Origin of the sequence: Agromyces excoecariae (assembly GCF_051715505.1) — a bacterium.
In the GTDB taxonomy this organism is placed as follows: Bacteria; Actinomycetota; Actinomycetes; order Actinomycetales; family Microbacteriaceae; genus Agromyces.
In genome coordinates, this window is the sequence record NZ_JBPSLA010000016.1 from 95,061 (window position 1) to 111,453 (window position 16,393).

Sequence of the window (16,393 nt, forward strand, 5' to 3'; positions counted from 1 at the left end):
GAGCACCATGCACGACCTGACCGATGAGGAACAGCAGCTCTACGACATGGTCTGCGAGTTCGCCGACACCGTCGTCGCCCCGCAGGCGTACGAGGCCGACCGCACCCACGAGCTGTCGATGGACGTCGTGGCGCAGATGGGCGAGCTCGGACTCTTCGGCCTGCCCTTCCCCGAGGAGGTCGGAGGGCAGGGCGGCGACTACATGGCGCTGTGCCTCGCGATCGAGGCGCTCGCCCGCGTCGACCAGTCGATCGCCATCACCCTCGAGGCCGGCGTGGGCCTCGGGGCCATGCCGATCTACCGTCACGGCACCGACGAGCAGAAGGCGCAGTTCCTGCCCGACCTCGTGGCCGGTCGCGCGCTCGCCGGATTCGGACTCACCGAACCCGAGGCCGGATCCGACGCGGGCGCCACCCGGACGACGGCCGTGCTCGACGGCGACGAATGGGTCGTGAACGGCTCCAAGCAGTTCATCACCAACTCTGGCACCCCGATCACCTCGTTCGTCACGGTCACGGCGGTCACGGGGGAGCGCACGCGCCCCGACGGCTCCACCGCGAAGGAGCTCTCCACGATCATCGTGCCGAACGGCACCCCCGGGTTCACCGTGGGGCCCGGCTACGACAAGTCCGGATGGCGCGCCTCGGACACCCATCCGCTGACCTTCGACGACGTCCGGGTGCCGGCCGCGAACCTGCTCGGCGAGCGCGGGCGCGGCTTCGCGAACTTCCTGCAGGCGCTCGACGAGGGCCGCATCGCCATCGCCGCGCTCGCGACGGGTGCGGCGCAGGGCTGCCTCGACGAGGCCATGGCCTACGCGAAGACCCGCAACGTCTTCGGCGTGCCCATCGCCAGCCACCAGTACATCGCCTTCACCATCGCCGGCATGCAGGCCCGCGTGCACACCGCCCGCCTCGCCTGGCACGACGCGGCGCGGCGCGCCGACGCCGGGCTGCCGTTCAAGAAGGAGGCGGCCATCGCGAAGCTCGTCGCCAGCGACGCGGCCATGCTGAACGCCCGCGACGCGACGCAGATCTTCGGTGGCATGGGCTTCATGAACGAGACGACGGTGGCCCGCCACTACCGTGACTCGAAGATCCTCGAGATCGGCGAGGGCACCAACGAGGTGCAGCTCATGGTCATCGCCCGCGAGCTCGGGCTGGCGGCGTAGGGCGGCTCGGCCGCCGGGGAGGAGGGAGCGTCATGTCGGATGCCGAGATGCGCGAAATCGTGCAGCGCGGGCTCTGGTTCGATGAGTTCGAGGAGGGCGTGCGCTACCTGCACCGACCCGGCCGCACCGTGACCGAGGCCGACAACGTCCTGTTCACGACGCTGACCATGAACCCGCAGCCGCTGCACCTCGACGCCGCGTGGTCGGCCCGCCAGCCGTTCGGCCGCGTCCTGGTCAACTCGCTCTTCACCCTGTCGACCCTCGTCGGCCAGTCGGTGGGACAGCTCACGCAGGGCACGCTCGTCGCCAACCTCGGCTTCGGTGCGGTCGCCTTCCCGAACCCCGTGTTCGTGGGCGACACCCTGTACGGCGAGAGCGTCGTGGAGTCGAAGCGGCGGTCGTCGTCGCGGCCCGGCGAGGGCATCGTGGTGCTCGGGCACACCGCGCGCAACCAGGACGGCGAGGTGGTCGCCACGGCGTCGCGCACCATGCTCGTCTGGACCCGCGAGGCGGGCGAACGGGCCTCGCGCGGCCACGACGAGGTGAGCGGATGACGCACCCGCCGTTCCCGTTCGGGCCCGCGCTGCTGTTCTGTCCTGCGGACCGGCCCGACCGGTACGCCAAGGCGGCCGAGCGTGCCGACGCGGTGATCCTCGACCTCGAGGACGCCGTGGCCGAGTCGGGGAAGTCGGCGGCGCGCGAGTCGCTCGTGGCCAACCCGATCGATCCCGCGCGCGTCATCGTGCGGGTGAACCCGGCGTCCACCCCGCACCTCGCCGACGACCTCGCCGCGGTGCGGCGCACCGGCTACCGCACGCTCATGCTCGCCAAGTGCGAGGGCACGGCCGATCTCGTGGCCCTCGAGGACTTCGACGTGATCGCGCTGTGCGAGACCGCGCGCGGCGTGCTCGCCGCGGCCGACATCGCGTCGGTGCCGATCGTCTCCGCGCTCATGTGGGGCGCGGAGGACCTCGTCGCCTCGCTCGGCGGCGACTCGAGCCGTCACCCCGACGGCCGATACCGCGACGTCGCGCGGCACGCCAGGTCCCAGGTGCTGCTCGCGGCCGGTGCGCACGGCGTGGCGGCGATCGATGCGGTCCACCTCGACCTCGCCGACGCGGACGGCCTCCGCGCTGAGGCAGAGGATGCGAGCGCACTCGGCTTCGCCGCCACGGCCTGCGTGCACCCGGGCCAGGTCGAGGTCGTCCGGGCCGCGTACGCGCCGAGCGCCGGGAAACTGGAGTGGGCGCGCGCTATGCTCGCCGAGGCCGGCGGCCGCGAGGGCGACGGCGTGTTCGCCTTCCGCGGGCAGATGGTCGACGCACCACTCCTGCGGCAGGCCGAGGCGGTCGTGCGGCGGGATCGTTCCCGGGGCGGGTTCGAAGAAGGGACTGGAGCCTGATGAAGATCATCGTCCTCGTGAAGGAGGTCCCCGACACGTACGGCGAGCGCAAGCTCGACCTCGAGACGGGGCTCGCCGATCGCGCCGCGAGTGAGGCGGTGCTCGACGAGATCGGCGAGCGCGCGCTCGAGGTGGCGCTCGCCCACGCCGACGCGCACGCCGGCACCGAGGTGATCGTCATGTCGATGGCGCCGGAGAGCGCCGCGACGACCATCCGCAAGGGCCTGGCGATGGGCGCCGGCTCGGCCGTGCACATCGCCGATCCGGGCCTGGCCGGCGCAGACCTCGGCCTCACCGCGCGCACCCTCGCCGCGGCGATCCGCCGCACCGGGTTCGACCTCGTCATCACGGGGAACCTCTCGACCGACGGCAGCGGCGGCGTGATGCCCGCCATGCTCGCGGAGTTGCTCGAGGTGCCGAACGCGACGGCGCTCACCTCCGTGGAACTCGCCGACGACTCGGTCTCCGGGACCCGCACCGTCGACGGTGGCACCATGCGCGTACGCGCGCCGCTGCCCGCGGTCATCTCGATCACCGAGGCGCTGCCCGACGCCCGCTTCCCGAACTTCAAGGGCATCATGGCGGCGAAGAAGAAGCCGTTCGAGACGCTGACGGCCTCCGACCTGGGCGTCGAGCCCGAGGACCTCTCGGTCCCCGTGTCGATCATGACCGCCGTCGCCGAGAAGCCGCCGCGCACCGCGGGGACGAAGATCACGGACGAGGGCGACGGGGGCACTCGCATCGCGGAGTTCCTGATCGAGAACCGGCTGGTCTGAGAGGACGATGATGACCGACTATCCCACCGATGCCGTCCTCGTCGTGCTCGAGACGAGCCCGAACGGAGAGCTCGCAGGCAGCGCCGCCGGCCTCCTGGCCGCCGCCTCCGGGATCGGCACGCCCGTCGGCCTCGCCGTCACGGTGCCGGGTGCAGCGCAGGCGCTCGCCGAGCAGGCGGCCGCCCTCGGGGCCGAGCGGGTGCTGGCCGTCGAGAGCCCCTCGGCGCAGTCCGAGCTCACGATCCCGCAGGTCGACGCGCTCGCGGCGGCAGCAGCGAGCGTCGCGCCCGCCGCCGTGCTCATCTCGAACTCGATCGAGGGCCGTGACGTCGCCGGCCGATTCGCGGCCCGCACGGGCGCCGCCATCGCCGTGGACGCGATCGGCGTGTCCCGCGACGACGAGGGCGTCCTCGCCCGTCACTCCGTGTACGGGGCCGCCTACACCGTGGATTCCGCGGCGACGTTCGGCCCCCTCGTCGTCACGGTTCGCCAGGGCGCCGTCGATGCTCGCGCCGACGCCCGGCCGGTCGTCCTCGAACCGTTCGACGTCCCGGCATCCGGGGCGGCGTCCGCCGTCATCGAGTCGGTCGAGGCCGTGACCGAGACCTCGAGCCGCCCCGAGCTCCGAGGCGCGAAGCGCGTCGTCTCCGGGGGTCGCGGCCTGGGCTCCGCCGAGAAGTTCGCACTCGTCGAGGAACTCGCCGACGCGCTCGGCGCCGCCGTCGGCGCGTCGCGTGCGGCGGTCGACGCCGGCTACATCCCGGCCAGCCACCAGGTCGGGCAGACCGGCGTCGCGGTGTCTCCGCAGCTGTACATCGCCCTCGGCATCTCGGGCGCGATCCAGCACCGCGCCGGCATGCAGACGGCCAAGAACATCGTCGCCGTCAACAAGGATCCCGACGCGCCGATCTTCGACGTCGCCGACTTCGGCGTCGTCGGCGACGTCTTCACCGTCGTCCCACAGCTGATCAGCGCCCTCGCCGAGCGGAAGCGGTGACCCGTGGCCGCTGCAGCGAACCTGCGCAGGGGGCTGCCTCGTCGCCGCGGCGGTGAACCCTGGCCTCCCGCCGGCGAGGTGACGGGCGGCCACGCCCACCTGCCCGTCGGCGCTCCGGCCGCGTCTTCGGAGTCCGCGGCGACGATCAGCGCGACACCCGTGGAATCGGCGGCAGCGGCGCCCTCCGGCCCGACGCCGGCAGCGTCGGCAGCGCCGGCCGCCGGTGTCGCACCGGGTGCCGGTCCGGCCACCGCGCCGTCGACGGTGCGGCTCCGCAGCGGCCTTCCGCGCGTGCGCGGCGGCCGGCCGTGGCCCGATGCCGGTGACATTCGCGGTGCAGCGCAGTCCGGCGCGACGGATGCCGACGCCACGGCCCCTCGACCCGCATCGGCAGAACCCGTCGTCGCCGCCGAGCAGGCCGCCGCCGAAGCGGTGCCGGTCCACGCGGCCGCCGTCGAACCCGTCGGGGTCGCCGAGCCCGGCGCCATGCCGACGTCGGCGACCGGTTCCGTCCCCGCCGCTCCGTCGAGCGGCGCCGCTCTGCGCCGCGGGCTTCCCCGGGTCGCCGGCGGAGACCCCTGGCCGCCGGTCACCATCGCCCCTACCACGGCCGCACCCGTGCCGGTCGCGACGCCGGAGCGCGTCGTGGCCGAGCCCGAGCGGGCCGCCGCGTCGGTGCCGCCGGCGCCCGTTGCGGTGTCGGTCCCGGCCGACTCCGGCGCTCCGCGGTCGGCGGCACCATCCGCACCGGCCGCCGCGGTCGAAACCCCGGCTCAGCCCACGGCGAGATCCGAGGTGGCGGCACCCGACGCGGCGGCCCCCGACCGTGCGTCACCGCCCGCACCGCCCACCCTGGCGGCAGCGCCGGCGTCGAGCGCCTCGTCGCAGGCGGGCCCGAAGCGGTACGGCGCCCTGACGCCGAAGCAGTGGGTCGGGGCATCCGTCGTCGGCGTCCTCGCGATCATCGGCGCCGCGACCATCGTCGTTCAGCTCACGAGGTGGTTCCTCGGGCTGGAGTCCATGCAGGACTTCCTCGCGACGTATCCCGGCGAGACCCCGCTGCCCGAGGGCGCGCCCATCGGGTTCCCGGCGTGGCTCGGCTGGCAGCACTTCTTCAACGTCTTCCTCATCGTGCTCATCATCCGTTCGGGCCTGCAGGTGCGAACCGAGCGGCGACCACCGGCGTCCTGGACGCCGCGCTGGGCCAAGGACGGCCAGGGGCGGATCAGCCTCACCCTGTGGTTCCACCAGTCGCTCGACATCCTGTGGCTGGTGAACGGACTCGTCTTTGTCGTGCTCCTGTTCGCGACGGGCCAGTGGATGCGCGTCGTGCCGACCAGCTGGGAGGTCGTCCCGAACGCGATCTCGGCCGGTCTGCAGTACCTCTCGCTGGACTGGCCGCTCGAGGACGGCTGGGTCAACTACAACAGCCTCCAGGTGCTCGCGTACTTCGCGACGATCTTCATCGCGGCCCCGCTCGCCGCGATCACCGGCGTGCGGATGTCGGGCCTCTGGCCGAAGGGCGCCGCGCGGCTGAACCGGATCTACCCGGTCGAGTGGGCTCGCGCCGTGCACTTCCCCGTCATGCTCTACTTCGTCGGGTTCATCGTCGTGCACGTCGCACTGGTCTTCCTGACCGGGGCGCTGCGCAACCTCAACCACATGTACGCGGCGCAGGACGCCGACGGCTGGCTGGGCTTCTGGATCTTCGTCGCCTCGATCGTCGTCATCGCGGCGGCGTGGATCGCCGCCCGGCCGAGCCTGCTCGCGCCGATCGCCGGGGTGTTCGGCAGGGTCGGCCGCTAGGCGGGGGCCCGACGCGGTCGACGAGGACCGGGCGACCCGGATGCCGCGGCGTCGCGCCCGCGAACGGTCGCGCGCCGCGGCATCCGCCCGTCGTCACACCGCGACGTCGCGGCGCCGGAACACCACCCAGCCGACGAGGAGCAGCACGGCGATGGCGGCGTAGTTCAGCCAGATCATGCCGTTCCAGCCGTTGAGCATCGGCGAGTCGCCGTACGCCCAGCTGTACGGCGACCAGTCGTGCAACCATGCGAGGTCGGCGCTCTGGTTGCCGAGGGCGTTGAGCGCGTAGGCGTACACGGCCACTCCGGCACCGGCACTGACCGCCCAGGACCGGCGACCCGTGACGGCGCCGACGCCGATCGCCACGGCCGCCGGGAGCGACACCAGCCCGAAGAAGGCGACGGCGGTCGCGACCAGGTGGCCGAACTCGATGCCGAGCTCGGCGGGCTCGTTCAGGACCATCACGACCACGACGCTCACGACCGCCAGCCACAGCAGCTTGACGAGCACGGCTGCCGCGCGCTCGGCGAGGACCTGGCCGCGGAGCACGCCATGCGCGAGGGTGAGTTCGAGCTGCCCGTTCTCCTCGTCGCTCGCGATCGCCTCGGTGCCCCACCCCACGGCCGCGATCGTGAGGAGCAGGAACCCGATGAGTCCGAAGAAGGTGGCCTGCGCGTAACCCGGCCCGGACGCGATCTGGTCGTAGTTCAGCGACCTGACCAGCTCCGGCGGGAGCGTGTCGATCATCTGCTGCATCTGGCCGTTGCCCCCGAACGACGGGTAGAGCGGCAGGTAGAGGAACAGCGCCGCGAGGATGCCGACGGTCCAGCCGATGACGCCGCGCCAGCCGTCGAGGATCGAGCGGCGGAAGAGGGGGAGCATGCGGGTCATCGCTTCGCCGCCTTCCGGTCGTCGACGGGTTCCGCTGTCGACGAGACATCGGTGCCGTAGTACGACAGCACCATCTCCTCCAGGTCGGGTTCCTCGATCGTCAGGTCGACGAGGTCGAGGCCGGCGACCGCCTTGACGAACGCGTCGACGTGCGAGTCGAGCGTCGCGGTGAGTGCGACCGTGCCCGGGCCGTTGGTCGCCGACTCGAGATCGGCCACCCCGAGGAGGGCGTCGAGCGTCGAACGTGCGGATGCGGCATCCGCCTCGGCCACCACGACCTTGACGTGGTGCCGCGCGTTCTCACGCAGCTCGGCGATGGACGACCGCTCGACGATGCGCCCCTCTTTCAGGATCGCGATCTCGTGCGCGGTCTGCTGCACCTCGCTCAGCACGTGCGAGCTGAGGAACACGGTCTGCCCCTTCGCCTTCGCCTCGTGCAGCATCGCGTGGAACTCCTGCTGCACGAGCGGGTCGAGCCCGCTCGTGGGCTCGTCGAGCACGAGCAGTTCGGGCTCGTGCATGAACGCCTGGATGAGCCCGATCTTCTGCTTGTTGCCCTTCGACAGGCTCCGCACGGGTCGGCCGAGGTCGACGCCGAGGCGGTCGGCGAGGTCGTCGACCGCGCCCCGGCGCACGGGGCCGGAGATCTCGGCGTAGTGCGCGAGGAACTCGCGTCCTTTGACGCGGGTGCCGAGGTGCAGTTCGCCGGGCAGGTAGCCGATGCGTCGCCGGAGCTCCGCCCCGCCGTCGCGCGGAGTCCGACCGAGTACGGTGAGCTCGCCGGCGGTGGGTCGGATGATGTCGAGCAGCAGTCGCATGGTGGTCGTCTTGCCCGCCCCGTTGGGCCCGATCATCCCGAACACGCTTCCGCGGGGGATGTCGAGGTCGAGGCCGTGGAGGGCGGTCGTCGCGCCGTAGCGCTTGGTGAGGCCGCGCGTGCTGACGGCGGCCGCGGAGTCGGTGGTCATGTGGATCCTCTCGTCGATCGGTCGATGGGTGGGATGCCGCGGCGCGTCACGCACTCGCGGAATCCCCGACCGGGGGATCCGGATCCTGCACGGGATTGCCCGGTCCCTTGTCGGAGCGCACCCGCGGCGCCGGGTCTTCGCGGCGCGGTTCGGGGGACTGGTCGCCGGATGCGGCGCCGACCGCCGCATGCGCGGCATCCAGGAGCCGCGTGTCGGCGTAGAGGCCCTGGGTGTAGAACTCGAGGGTCGGCAGCGTCATCCGGCGCACCACGGCGGGGGAGTCGAGGGGCGCGCCGAGCACGCGCGCGAGCTGCCCGCGGAGGAGCAGCGGCGCGAGCCCGTACGCGGTGATGAGCACGGCGCGCAGCTCGGGGTCGCTCGAGCCGTTCATGCTGCCGTCGGCCACGCCGCGTTCGAGCATGGCGGTCGTCTCGGCGAGGAGGAGGTCGAAGAGGCGGTCGGCGCCCGGGGAATCGTCGGAGAGCATCGCCGCGAAGTAGGCGATCGAGGCGCTGAACCGGGCCGGGTCGTCGAGCCATTCGCGGATCGTCGCGGCGACCGAGGTCTCGCCGAGTCGATCCTTCTCGCCCATGAGCTCGTGCACCAGCCAGTCGTCGCACGCTCGTCGGAGGCCGTCCTTCGAGCCGAAGTGGTGGATCACGAGCGGCGCGCTCACCCCGGCGTCGGCGGCGACCTCGCGAAGGCTGGTGCCGGCATAGCCGTGCGCGCCGAACCGGGCGATCGCGGCGTCGCGGATGCGGGCGGCGGTCGTGGCATCCTGGGGACGCACTGAACGCATGTTCAGCATACTAAACACTCGTTCAACGCGCGGCAAGACCGGAAGTCCCGGACGTTGCGGGACGTCCCGTGGCCCGACGTCACCCGCCGTTCACCAACGGTTTCGTAACGCTTCGTTGTCATGTTCAACCACACCGTTCATTCCTGACATACGCTCGACTCCAATCCTGGGGAGGAGGAGCGCGTGGCACGACGACACGCACTGCACGGAGGCAGGCGCGCAGCAGGCACGGCGACCGTCGGGGGCGAGCCGGAGTCGGTTCCGGCACGCACCGGGGAGGACGTCCGCGAGACCGGAGGCGAGCCGACGGCGGTGGGCATCGCACTGCCGACCGAGCAGGTCGCGACGAACCCCGACTCGGGACCGATCACCGTGCCCCGTCGCGTGAGCATCGGGGACACCGGGTTCGAGGTGCATCCGCTCGCGCTCGGTGCGAGCACGTTCGGCTGGACCCTCGACGCCGAGGCGAGCGGCGACATCCTCGACCGGTTCGTCGCCCTCGGAGGCATGCTGGTCGACACCGCCGACAGCTACGCCGCCGGGCGCAGCGAGACGATCATCGGCGAGTGGCTGGCCTCGCGGGGCACGCGCGACCGGGTGCGGATCGTCACGAGGGTCGGTCGCCACCCCGATCACTCCGGTCTCGCGCCGGACTCGATCACCAGGGCGGTCGACGCCTCGCTCGAACGCCTCGGCACCGACCGGATCGACCTCCTCTGCTTCCACGGCGACGACCCCGGGGTCCCCCTCGAGGAGAGCCTCGGGGCCGTCGACGCGCTCATCGCGGCCGGCAAGGTGCTGGCGGTCGGCGCCTCCGATCTCTCTCCCGAGCGCCTCATCGAGGCGCGCGTGCTCGCCGCGAACGGCCTGCCCAGGTTCCAGGCGCTGACCACGCGGTACAACCTGATGGAGCGCCGGGCGTTCGAGGGCGCCACGGAGCTCGTCGCGCACGCCCAGGGCCTGCCCGTGCTGCCGGACTTCGCGCTCGCAGACGGGTTCCTCGGCGGCGGGATCCGACGTCGGGCCGACCTCCGACGCGATGCACGGGGCGAGCGCCAGGCGCGCCACCTCGGTCGCCGGGGCCTCCGAGTGCTCCGCGCACTCGACGAGGTCGCGGCCGCGCACGGCACGGTACCCGCGGCCGTCGCCATCGCCTGGCTGCTCGCGCGACCCACGGTCGTCGCACCGGTCACCGGGGTGAGCCGGCCCGAGCAGGTGGATGCGCTGCTCGCCGCGGCCTCGCTCGAACTGCATCGGTCCGAGCTCGTCGAGCTCGACCGCGCATCGGCGTAGCCTCGCCGCGCGGAGGCGGACGGGCTCGCCGAACGCAGGGCGTGGCATAGGCTGGGAGGCGTGAACGGCGCCGTCGAACTCCCGCTCGGTGAGCCCGAACTGGCCTTCCACGCCGCCGGCGACACGCTCGTACGTCGATCGGTGCTCCCGTCCGGCATCCGCATCCTCACCGAACAGGTGCCCGGAAGCCGGAGCACGACGATCGGCTTCTGGGTCGCGGTCGGCTCGCGAGACGAGCATCCCGCCGGAAGCGGCCATCCCGCGACCTTCGGATCGACGCACTTCCTGGAGCACCTGCTGTTCAAGGGCACCGCGACCCGGAGCGCGCTCGACATCGCCGTCGCGTTCGACGCCGTCGGCGGCGAGCACAACGCCGTCACCGCGAAGGAGTACACCTGCTACTACGCCAAGGTGCAGGATCGCGACCTGCCCATGGCGATCGAGGTGCTCGCCGACATGTTCACCTCGTCCGTCCTCGATCCCGAGGACTTCGAGAGCGAGCGCCGAGTCATCCTCGAAGAGCTCGCGATGGCCGGCGACGACCCGGCGGATGTCGCGAACGAACGCTTCTTCGAGGCCGTGCTCGGCACGCACCCCCTGGCCCGCCCGATCGGCGGCGACCCCGAGACGATCGGCGCCGCGACCCGCGACGCGGTCCTCGAGCATTACCGCGCGAGCTACCGCCCGCGCGACCTCGTGGTCACCGCGGCCGGGGCGGTCGACCACGACGCCCTCGTCGCGGGGCTGACCGACGCCCTCGAGGCGGCCGACTGGGACCTGTCGGCGACGGCAGCGCCGGTCGATCGGCGTCCGTCCGGACTCGCGCTCGTCGACGGCCGCTCGGCCCTCACGGTCATCGAGCGTCCGGGCGAGCAGGTCAACCTGGTCCTCGGAGTGCCCGGCCTCGTCGCGACGGACGATCGCCGCGCGGTCCTCAGCGTACTCAACACCGTCTTCGGCGGCGGCATGTCGTCGCGACTGTTCCAGCAGGTCCGGGAACGGCGCGGTCTCGCGTACGCCGTCTACTCGTTCGCGCCGGGATACTCCGACGCGGGGGTGTTCGGCATGTACGCCGGCTGCGCACCGAAGAACGCCGCGACCGTCGCCGCGCTCATGCGCACCGAGCTCGAGCGGGTCGCCCACCACGGCGTCACCGATGACGAGCTCACCCGCGCGATCGGCTACCTCGGCGGCGCCTCGGCGCTCGCGCTCGAGGATTCCGACACGCGGATGTCGCGACTCGGCCGAGCCGAGCTCGCACTGGGGGAATTCGCCGACCTCGACGAGGCGCTGCGCCGCGTCGGACGCGTCACCGCCGACGACGTCCGGGCGCTCGCCGGAGAGCTGGCCGACCGGCCGTTCTCGCTCGTCGCGGTCGGTCCCGTCGACGAGCACGCCTTCCGCTCGATCGTCGACCAGCCCGCAACCCGACCCGACGTCGCCTAGCGGCGTCCGACCACAGGACCCGACGTGCCCCACCACCTCTACCTCGTCCGCCACGGCGAGCAGCTCGACGCCGAGCACGGCCTCCCCGACGGCCCGCTCTCCCCACGCGGACGCCGGCAGGCCGAACTGCTCGCCGAACGCGTGGGCGGCATCCCGTTCGACGCCGCCTACCACTCGCCCCTCCAACGAGCCGCCGAGACGGCCGACATCATCGCGTCGAAGCTGCCGTCGCTGAAGCCCGAGCCCTCGCCGCTGCTCTTCGACTGCGTTCCGTCCGGCCCCGCTCCCGAGACGCCGGCCGCCTATGCGCCGTTCTTCGGCTCGTTCACCGAGCTCGACTTCGAAGCCGGCCGCGCGCAGATGGCCGACGCGAACGCCGAGTTCCTCCGCTCGCATCGCGAGGACCGCCACGACCTGCTCATCACCCACAACTTCGTGATCGGATGGTTCGTGCGCGAGGTGCTCGGCGCACCCGAGTGGCGCTGGGCGACGATCAACCAGGCCAACTGCGGCCTCACGGTCCTCACGCAGCGTGCACCCGGCAGGCCGTGGAACCTCGTCGTGCACAACGACCTCGCGCACCTGCCGCCCGAGATGCGGACCGGCCTGCCCGAGCCGTTCGCGCTCTGAGCGCGCTGGGGCCGGTGCGCGGGACGAGCCCGGCTCAGCCGGCTCGCGCGACGCGCTTGCCGTACCAGTTCGTCGCGTTCGGGTTGTCGTTGTACGGCTCGATGCCGACGTAGCCGCTCGCGGCGTAGAGCCCCCCGGCGGCGGCGAGGCTCGCATTGGTGTCGAGCACGAGCTCCTCCGCGCCGAACGCGACCGCGCGGCGCTCGAGCTCGTCCAGGAGGGCGCGCCCGCCGCCACGGCCGCGCATCGACGGTGCGAGCCACAGGTGCTTCACCTCGTAGCGCACGAGCCCGTCCTCCGAGCGCGGGATGCGGCGCACCCCGCCGCATCCGACCGCCTCGCCGGCCTCGTCCTCGACGACGACGAAGACGCCCGCCGGGGGAGTGAACTGCGCGGCATCCGGCCAGGTCGGACGGTACTCGCCCTGCTCACGCGGGAAGCCCGCTGCGCGCTCGGCGAAGTAGTCGCCGATCAGCCGGTTCGCGTCGGCATCGGTCACGGCGGCATCGCGGAAGCGGAGCATGCGCCCAAGCCTACGGCGCGGCCACCGGCTCGTGGCGCCGGCCCCGGTTGCTAGGGTGAACGACGTGACGATCACGGTGGCGGTCGCGGGCGCGACGGGGAAGATGGGGCGCCTCGCGACCCGGTTGATCGACGAGGCCGACGACCTCGAACTGCACGCCGGCCTCGACTCGAAATCGAGCCTCGACGAGCTGGCGGGGGCCGACGTCGTGCTCGACGTGACCCACCCCGCGGCCAGCGCCGCCATCGTCGAGGCGGCGATCGAGGCGGGCGCCGCGGTCGTGGTCGGCACCTCCGGCTGGTCGCGCGAGCGCATCGCCGAGATCGAGACGCGGCTGCGCGAGGCCGACGCCACCGCCGGCGTGATCTTCGTCCCGAACTTCTCGATCGGCAGCGTGCTCGGCTCGGCGTTCGCCGCCTTCGCGGCGCGCCACTTCGACTCGATCGAGATCGTCGAGGCCCATCACGCCGCCAAGGTCGATTCGCCGTCGGGGACGGCGGTCCGCACGGCCGAGCTCATCGCCGCCTCGCGCGGGGAACTCGGTCCGGTCTCGGCGCCGCACGCCGACCAGCGCGCGCGAGGCCAGCTCGTCTCCGGCGTCCCGATCCACAGCCTCCGGATGGACGGCATCCTCGCCGACCAGCGCGTCGTGCTCGGCGGGCCGGGGGAGAGCCTCCAGATCACGCACTCGACGATCGCCTCGACGGCGTACGAGGCCGGCATCCTGCTCGCCCTCCGTCGTGCGGTCACGGCCGACGGCGTCACCGTGGGCCTCGACGCCCTGCTCGGGCTCGAACTGCCCGACGGCCGATGAGCGGCGCCAAGCTCGGCGCCGTCGTCATGGCGGTGCTGCTCGTGCTCTACGTCGCACTGGTGGGGTGGCGAGCGGTGCAGTTCGTCCTCACCGGTGAACCCGTCGCGGTCGCCATGGGCGTCGCGCTCATCGTGCTGCCGATCGTCGCCGTCTGGGCGATCTGGCGGGAGCTCGCGTTCGGCATCCGCTCCCAGCGGCTCGTGGAGCGGCTCGAGTCCGAAGGCGCGCTCGACCTCGGCATCCCGGTTCGACCGAGCGGGCGTCCCGAGCGCGCCGAAGCGGATGCGGCGTTCCCCGAGTTCCGCGCCGCCGTCGAGGCCGATCCCGACTCGTGGCGCGCATGGCTCCGCCTCGGCCTCGCATACGACGCGGCCGGCGATCGGCGGCGCGCGCGCCGTTCGGTGCGTCGGGCTATCGAACTGGAGCGGGCTCGGGACTGAGCATCGCGTCGATGGCCGACTCGATGGTCGGATGCCGGAATCGGTAGCCGTCGTCGATGAGACGCTGCGGTCGCACCTTCTGGCTCGACAGCAGCAGGTCGTCGGCGGCCTTGCCGAGCGCCGCCTCGAGCAGCTTCTCGGGCACCGGGATCACGTAGGGCCGATGCATCCGCTCCGCGAGCGCCGCCATCACGCGGTCGGCGGTCGCGGGAGTCGGCCCGACGAGGTTCACCGCGCCCGAGAGATGCGAGTCGAGCAGGTGCACGATCGCGTCGACCTCGTCGTCCAGGGCGATCCACGGCCAGTGCTGGCCGCCCGTGCCGAGGCGTCCCGACACGCCGAACGTCGTCAGCGCCCGGATCCGTTGCATCGCGCCGCCACGGCCGACGACGATGCCGGTCCGGAAGACGACGGTCCGGGTCTCCGGCGGCGCGAGCTTCGCTGCCGCCTCCCAGCGGGCGACGACCTCGGCGAGGAATCCGGTGCCGGCGGCGGAGTGCTCCGTGAGGAGTTCGCCCGGCCGGTCGCCGTAGTACCCGACCGCCGACGCGCTGAGGAACGTCGCCGGGGGAGTCCGGGCCTTGCGCATCGCATCGGCGAGGGTCCGGGTCGCGGCGATCCGCGATTCGAGGATCTCGTCGCGATACCGCCGCGTCCACGGCAACCGCGCGAGCGAGGCTCCCGAGAGGTTCAGGACGGCGTCGACCCGGTCCATGACCGTGAAGTCGATGATGCCCGACGACGGCGACCAGCTGACCTCGTCGGCGGACTGGGCGCGTCGGCGCACGAGCCGCACGACGTCATGGCCGTGGGCCGCGAGCCGGTCGCGGACGGCGGTGCCGATGAAGCCGGAGGCGCCGGCGACGAGGACGCGCACCGCTATGCGAGCTCCGCCTCGATCGTGATCGGGACGCCGGTCAGCGCCTTCGAGATCGGGCAGTTCGCCTTGGCATCGTCGGCGAACGCCTCGAACTCCGCCTCGGTGATCCCCGGCACGCGTGCGCTCACGAGCAGGTGGCTTCCGGTCACGCCATCACCGGGCTGGAAGGTCACGGCGGCGGTGGTCTGGATGCTCTCCGGAGCATGACCCGCCTTGGTGAGGATGTTCGAGAGGGCCATCGAGAAGCAGGCCGAGTGCGCCGCGCCGAGCAGTTCCTCGGGGTTCGTGGTTCCGGCTTCGCCCTCGGCGCGCGCCTTCCAGTTGACCGGGAACTCGGCCACCTTCGAGGAGTCCAGCCGCGTCGTGCCGGATCCCTCCAGGAGGCTTCCCGCCCAGACCGTGGTCGCTTCGCTCGTCAGTGCCAATTGGTCCTCCTCCTCGAGCCGGGCTCCCAGCCTAGCGAGCGGATGCCGCGTACGGCAGTCGCGGCGGCTGGCGCGTCACCCGGATCCGCTCACGCGGTCCGGATCACCCGGGCGCGGACGAGCAGCAGGTACAGCCGGCATCCGAGGCAGTAGCCGAACGCCGCGTTGAGGAACGCGGCGAAGAACGCGGCGGCGGCCGCGATCGGCACCGCGACGCCGATGCCCAGGAGTCCGAGCACCACGCCGGTCGCGGTCACGACGAGGCCGACGAGCTGGGCGAACGTCGGCGGGCGCGGGTCCTCGAGTTCATCCGGCGGCGCGAGCCGTGGCCGGACGAAGCCGCGGTACAGCAGTCCGAACGGGTGTCGCGCGACCCCGGCGAACGCGCCCCAGGCGAACAGGAGCGCGAGGAGCACCAGCAGTGCGAGCGCCGCGGCGTCGAGCCCGCCGACGGCGAGCACGACCACGGCGAGCAGCAGGACCGAGGTGATCGCGGCCGAGAAACGCGGCCCGCGCGGGTCGATGCCGGCGCGCTGCGCGGGGCCGGCGACGGGCTCAGGCGTGGTGGCGGACACGGGGCCTCCCGGTGGTGGTGTCGAGTTCGGCGCGGAGGTCGTCGAGCCGGGGCACGCCGGCCGCACGCGCGGTCGCGCGTCCGTCGGCGGCGAGGACGAGGACGGTCGGCGTCTGCGTGACGTGGAACGCCTGGGCGAGGTCGCGCCGATGCGTGAGGTCGACGTCGACGTGCCGGACGTCGTCGTACTCGGAGGCGAGCTCGGAGAGCGCACGCGCCGTGCCGGGGCAGCGGCTGCAGAACTCCGTCGAGAACTGCACGATGGTCGCCCCCGTCCCGAGCGCGTCGACATCGAGACCCAGTCGCTCGGCATCGGTCGCCGGTGCCGTGGCTCCGGGACGGATCGCCGAGGCCGCCGCCGCCGGGACGCCGACCGGCCGGTCGACGTGCCGCATGCGCCCGTCGCGCGCCCGCCAGATCAGGCCGGCCGCGAGCGCGACCGCGGGCAGCGCGAGGCCGACGACGAGGGCGGGCGCGAGGTCCATGTCCCGCAGGCTACGTCCGTCGTGCCGGTGCGGTCACGCCGTGTGACGTCGGGTGACGGGCTCGGGATCACTC

The 16,393-nt window shown here is 72.7% G+C and carries 19 protein-coding genes; 11 read left to right on the forward strand and 8 right to left on the reverse strand.

The genetic code is table 11. The features are described from left to right. Positions 1-7: 7 nt before the first annotated feature. Genes ACSJD1_RS16255 through ACSJD1_RS16280 form a run of 6 tightly spaced genes read left to right on the forward strand, consistent with a single transcriptional unit; the run spans position 8 to position 6,152 of the window. A complete protein-coding gene (locus tag ACSJD1_RS16255) occupies positions 8-1,171 on the forward strand; it encodes an acyl-CoA dehydrogenase family protein (RefSeq protein ID WP_438856326.1) in 1,164 nt (387 codons plus the stop codon). A gap of 32 nt (positions 1,172-1,203) precedes the next feature. Next, positions 1,204-1,725 carry a MaoC family dehydratase gene (locus ACSJD1_RS16260; RefSeq protein WP_438856327.1) on the forward strand — a complete coding sequence of 174 codons (522 nt, stop codon included), beginning with the start codon at positions 1,204-1,206 and terminating at the stop codon, positions 1,723-1,725. Next, positions 1,722-2,573 carry an HpcH/HpaI aldolase/citrate lyase family protein gene (locus ACSJD1_RS16265; protein ID WP_438856328.1) on the forward strand — a complete coding sequence of 284 codons (852 nt, stop codon included), beginning with the start codon at positions 1,722-1,724 and terminating at the stop codon, positions 2,571-2,573. Before ACSJD1_RS16260 ends, ACSJD1_RS16265 begins: the two co-directional genes overlap by 4 nt. Beyond that, positions 2,573-3,349: an electron transfer flavoprotein subunit beta/FixA family protein gene (locus ACSJD1_RS16270; protein WP_438856329.1), complete on the forward strand. Its 777-nt coding sequence runs from the start codon at positions 2,573-2,575 to the stop codon at positions 3,347-3,349. The genes ACSJD1_RS16265 and ACSJD1_RS16270 overlap by 1 nt, the downstream gene beginning before the upstream one ends. 10 nt (positions 3,350-3,359) lie before the next feature. Beyond that, a complete protein-coding gene (locus ACSJD1_RS16275; protein WP_438856330.1) occupies positions 3,360-4,346 on the forward strand; it encodes an electron transfer flavoprotein subunit alpha/FixB family protein in 987 nt (328 codons plus the stop codon). A 3-nt stretch (positions 4,347-4,349) separates the two neighbouring features. Next, positions 4,350-6,152 carry a cytochrome b/b6 domain-containing protein gene (locus ACSJD1_RS16280; protein WP_438856331.1) on the forward strand — a complete coding sequence of 601 codons (1,803 nt, stop codon included), beginning with the start codon at positions 4,350-4,352 and terminating at the stop codon, positions 6,150-6,152. A 93-nt stretch (positions 6,153-6,245) separates the two neighbouring features. On the opposite strand, the gene ACSJD1_RS16285 is transcribed toward ACSJD1_RS16280, so the two are convergent. From ACSJD1_RS16285 to ACSJD1_RS16295, 3 genes are read right to left on the reverse strand one after another with little or no spacing between them, the layout of a single operon-like run. Next, positions 6,246-7,043: an ABC transporter permease subunit gene (locus ACSJD1_RS16285; protein ID WP_438856332.1), complete on the reverse strand. Its 798-nt coding sequence runs from the start codon at positions 7,041-7,043 to the stop codon at positions 6,246-6,248. Beyond that, positions 7,040-8,011: an ABC transporter ATP-binding protein gene (locus ACSJD1_RS16290; RefSeq protein WP_438856333.1), complete on the reverse strand. Its 972-nt coding sequence runs from the start codon at positions 8,009-8,011 to the stop codon at positions 7,040-7,042. The genes ACSJD1_RS16285 and ACSJD1_RS16290 overlap by 4 nt, the downstream gene beginning before the upstream one ends. Positions 8,012-8,057: 46 nt before the next feature. Beyond that, positions 8,058-8,810, reverse strand: a complete 753-nt coding sequence (locus ACSJD1_RS16295) for a TetR family transcriptional regulator (RefSeq protein ID WP_438856334.1) — start codon at positions 8,808-8,810, stop codon at positions 8,058-8,060. Positions 8,811-8,993: 183 nt separating this feature from the next. Here ACSJD1_RS16295 and ACSJD1_RS16300 point away from each other — a divergent pair, with 183 nt between their 5' ends. Genes ACSJD1_RS16300 through ACSJD1_RS16310 form a run of 3 tightly spaced genes read left to right on the forward strand, consistent with a single transcriptional unit; the run spans position 8,994 to position 12,179 of the window. Further along, complete coding sequence (locus ACSJD1_RS16300; protein WP_438856335.1) at positions 8,994-10,103, forward strand: aldo/keto reductase; 1,110 nt, start codon at positions 8,994-8,996, stop codon at positions 10,101-10,103. 60 nt (positions 10,104-10,163) lie between these two features. Further along, positions 10,164-11,549 carry a M16 family metallopeptidase gene (locus ACSJD1_RS16305; protein ID WP_438856336.1) on the forward strand — a complete coding sequence of 462 codons (1,386 nt, stop codon included), beginning with the start codon at positions 10,164-10,166 and terminating at the stop codon, positions 11,547-11,549. Positions 11,550-11,573: 24 nt separating this feature from the next. Then, a complete protein-coding gene (locus ACSJD1_RS16310) occupies positions 11,574-12,179 on the forward strand; it encodes a histidine phosphatase family protein (protein ID WP_438856337.1) in 606 nt (201 codons plus the stop codon). 34 nt (positions 12,180-12,213) lie between these two features. Here the strand turns inward: ACSJD1_RS16310 and ACSJD1_RS16315 are convergent, their stop codons facing one another. Beyond that, entirely contained in the window at positions 12,214-12,702 is a 489-nt protein-coding gene (locus ACSJD1_RS16315) for a GNAT family N-acetyltransferase (protein WP_438856338.1), read from the reverse strand. A gap of 64 nt (positions 12,703-12,766) precedes the next feature. On the opposite strand from ACSJD1_RS16315, the gene dapB reads away from it, so the two are divergent. After that, positions 12,767-13,516, forward strand: a complete 750-nt coding sequence (gene dapB / locus ACSJD1_RS16320; RefSeq protein WP_438856339.1) for a 4-hydroxy-tetrahydrodipicolinate reductase — start codon at positions 12,767-12,769, stop codon at positions 13,514-13,516. Next, the gene (locus ACSJD1_RS16325) at positions 13,513-13,956 is read left to right on the forward strand and encodes a hypothetical protein (RefSeq protein ID WP_438856340.1); all 444 of its coding nucleotides are present in this window, start codon (positions 13,513-13,515) and stop codon (positions 13,954-13,956) included. Before dapB ends, ACSJD1_RS16325 begins: the two co-directional genes overlap by 4 nt. On the opposite strand, the gene ACSJD1_RS16330 is transcribed toward ACSJD1_RS16325, so the two are convergent. The 4 genes from ACSJD1_RS16330 to ACSJD1_RS16345 form a co-directional block, all read right to left on the reverse strand. After that, positions 13,928-14,833 (reverse strand): TIGR01777 family oxidoreductase, encoded by a 906-nt coding sequence (locus tag ACSJD1_RS16330; protein WP_438856341.1) that lies wholly within the window; start codon positions 14,831-14,833, stop codon positions 13,928-13,930. The genes ACSJD1_RS16325 and ACSJD1_RS16330 overlap by 29 nt on opposite strands. Positions 14,834-14,835: 2 nt before the next feature. Then, positions 14,836-15,261, reverse strand: coding sequence for an OsmC family peroxiredoxin (locus ACSJD1_RS16335; RefSeq protein WP_438856342.1), 426 nt, complete (start codon positions 15,259-15,261; stop codon positions 14,836-14,838). 89 nt (positions 15,262-15,350) lie between these two features. Beyond that, complete coding sequence (locus ACSJD1_RS16340) at positions 15,351-15,836, reverse strand: DUF4395 domain-containing protein (RefSeq protein ID WP_438856343.1); 486 nt, start codon at positions 15,834-15,836, stop codon at positions 15,351-15,353. Beyond that, the gene (locus ACSJD1_RS16345; protein ID WP_438856344.1) at positions 15,817-16,320 is read right to left on the reverse strand and encodes a thioredoxin family protein; all 504 of its coding nucleotides are present in this window, start codon (positions 16,318-16,320) and stop codon (positions 15,817-15,819) included. The genes ACSJD1_RS16340 and ACSJD1_RS16345 overlap by 20 nt, the downstream gene beginning before the upstream one ends. Positions 16,321-16,393 lie beyond the last annotated feature (73 nt).

Bases quoted from the DNA above. Each gene is read 5' to 3' on its own strand.
- ACSJD1_RS16255 (WP_438856326.1), top strand. From the start codon at position 8: ATGCACGACCTGACCGATGAGGAACAGCAGCTCTACGACATGGTCTGC.
- ACSJD1_RS16260 (WP_438856327.1), top strand. From the start codon at position 1,204: ATGTCGGATGCCGAGATGCGCGAAATCGTGCAGCGCGGGCTCTGGTTC.
- ACSJD1_RS16265 (WP_438856328.1), top strand. From the start codon at position 1,722: ATGACGCACCCGCCGTTCCCGTTCGGGCCCGCGCTGCTGTTCTGTCCT.
- ACSJD1_RS16270 (WP_438856329.1), top strand. From the start codon at position 2,573: ATGAAGATCATCGTCCTCGTGAAGGAGGTCCCCGACACGTACGGCGAG.
- ACSJD1_RS16275 (WP_438856330.1), top strand. From the start codon at position 3,360: ATGACCGACTATCCCACCGATGCCGTCCTCGTCGTGCTCGAGACGAGC.
- ACSJD1_RS16285 (WP_438856332.1), bottom strand. From the start codon at position 7,043: ATGACCCGCATGCTCCCCCTCTTCCGCCGCTCGATCCTCGACGGCTGG.
- ACSJD1_RS16290 (WP_438856333.1), bottom strand. From the start codon at position 8,011: ATGACCACCGACTCCGCGGCCGCCGTCAGCACGCGCGGCCTCACCAAG.
- ACSJD1_RS16295 (WP_438856334.1), bottom strand. From the start codon at position 8,810: ATGCGTTCAGTGCGTCCCCAGGATGCCACGACCGCCGCCCGCATCCGC.
- ACSJD1_RS16315 (WP_438856338.1), bottom strand. From the start codon at position 12,702: ATGCTCCGCTTCCGCGATGCCGCCGTGACCGATGCCGACGCGAACCGG.
- ACSJD1_RS16325 (WP_438856340.1), top strand. From the start codon at position 13,513: ATGAGCGGCGCCAAGCTCGGCGCCGTCGTCATGGCGGTGCTGCTCGTG.
- ACSJD1_RS16345 (WP_438856344.1), bottom strand. From the start codon at position 16,320: ATGGACCTCGCGCCCGCCCTCGTCGTCGGCCTCGCGCTGCCCGCGGTC.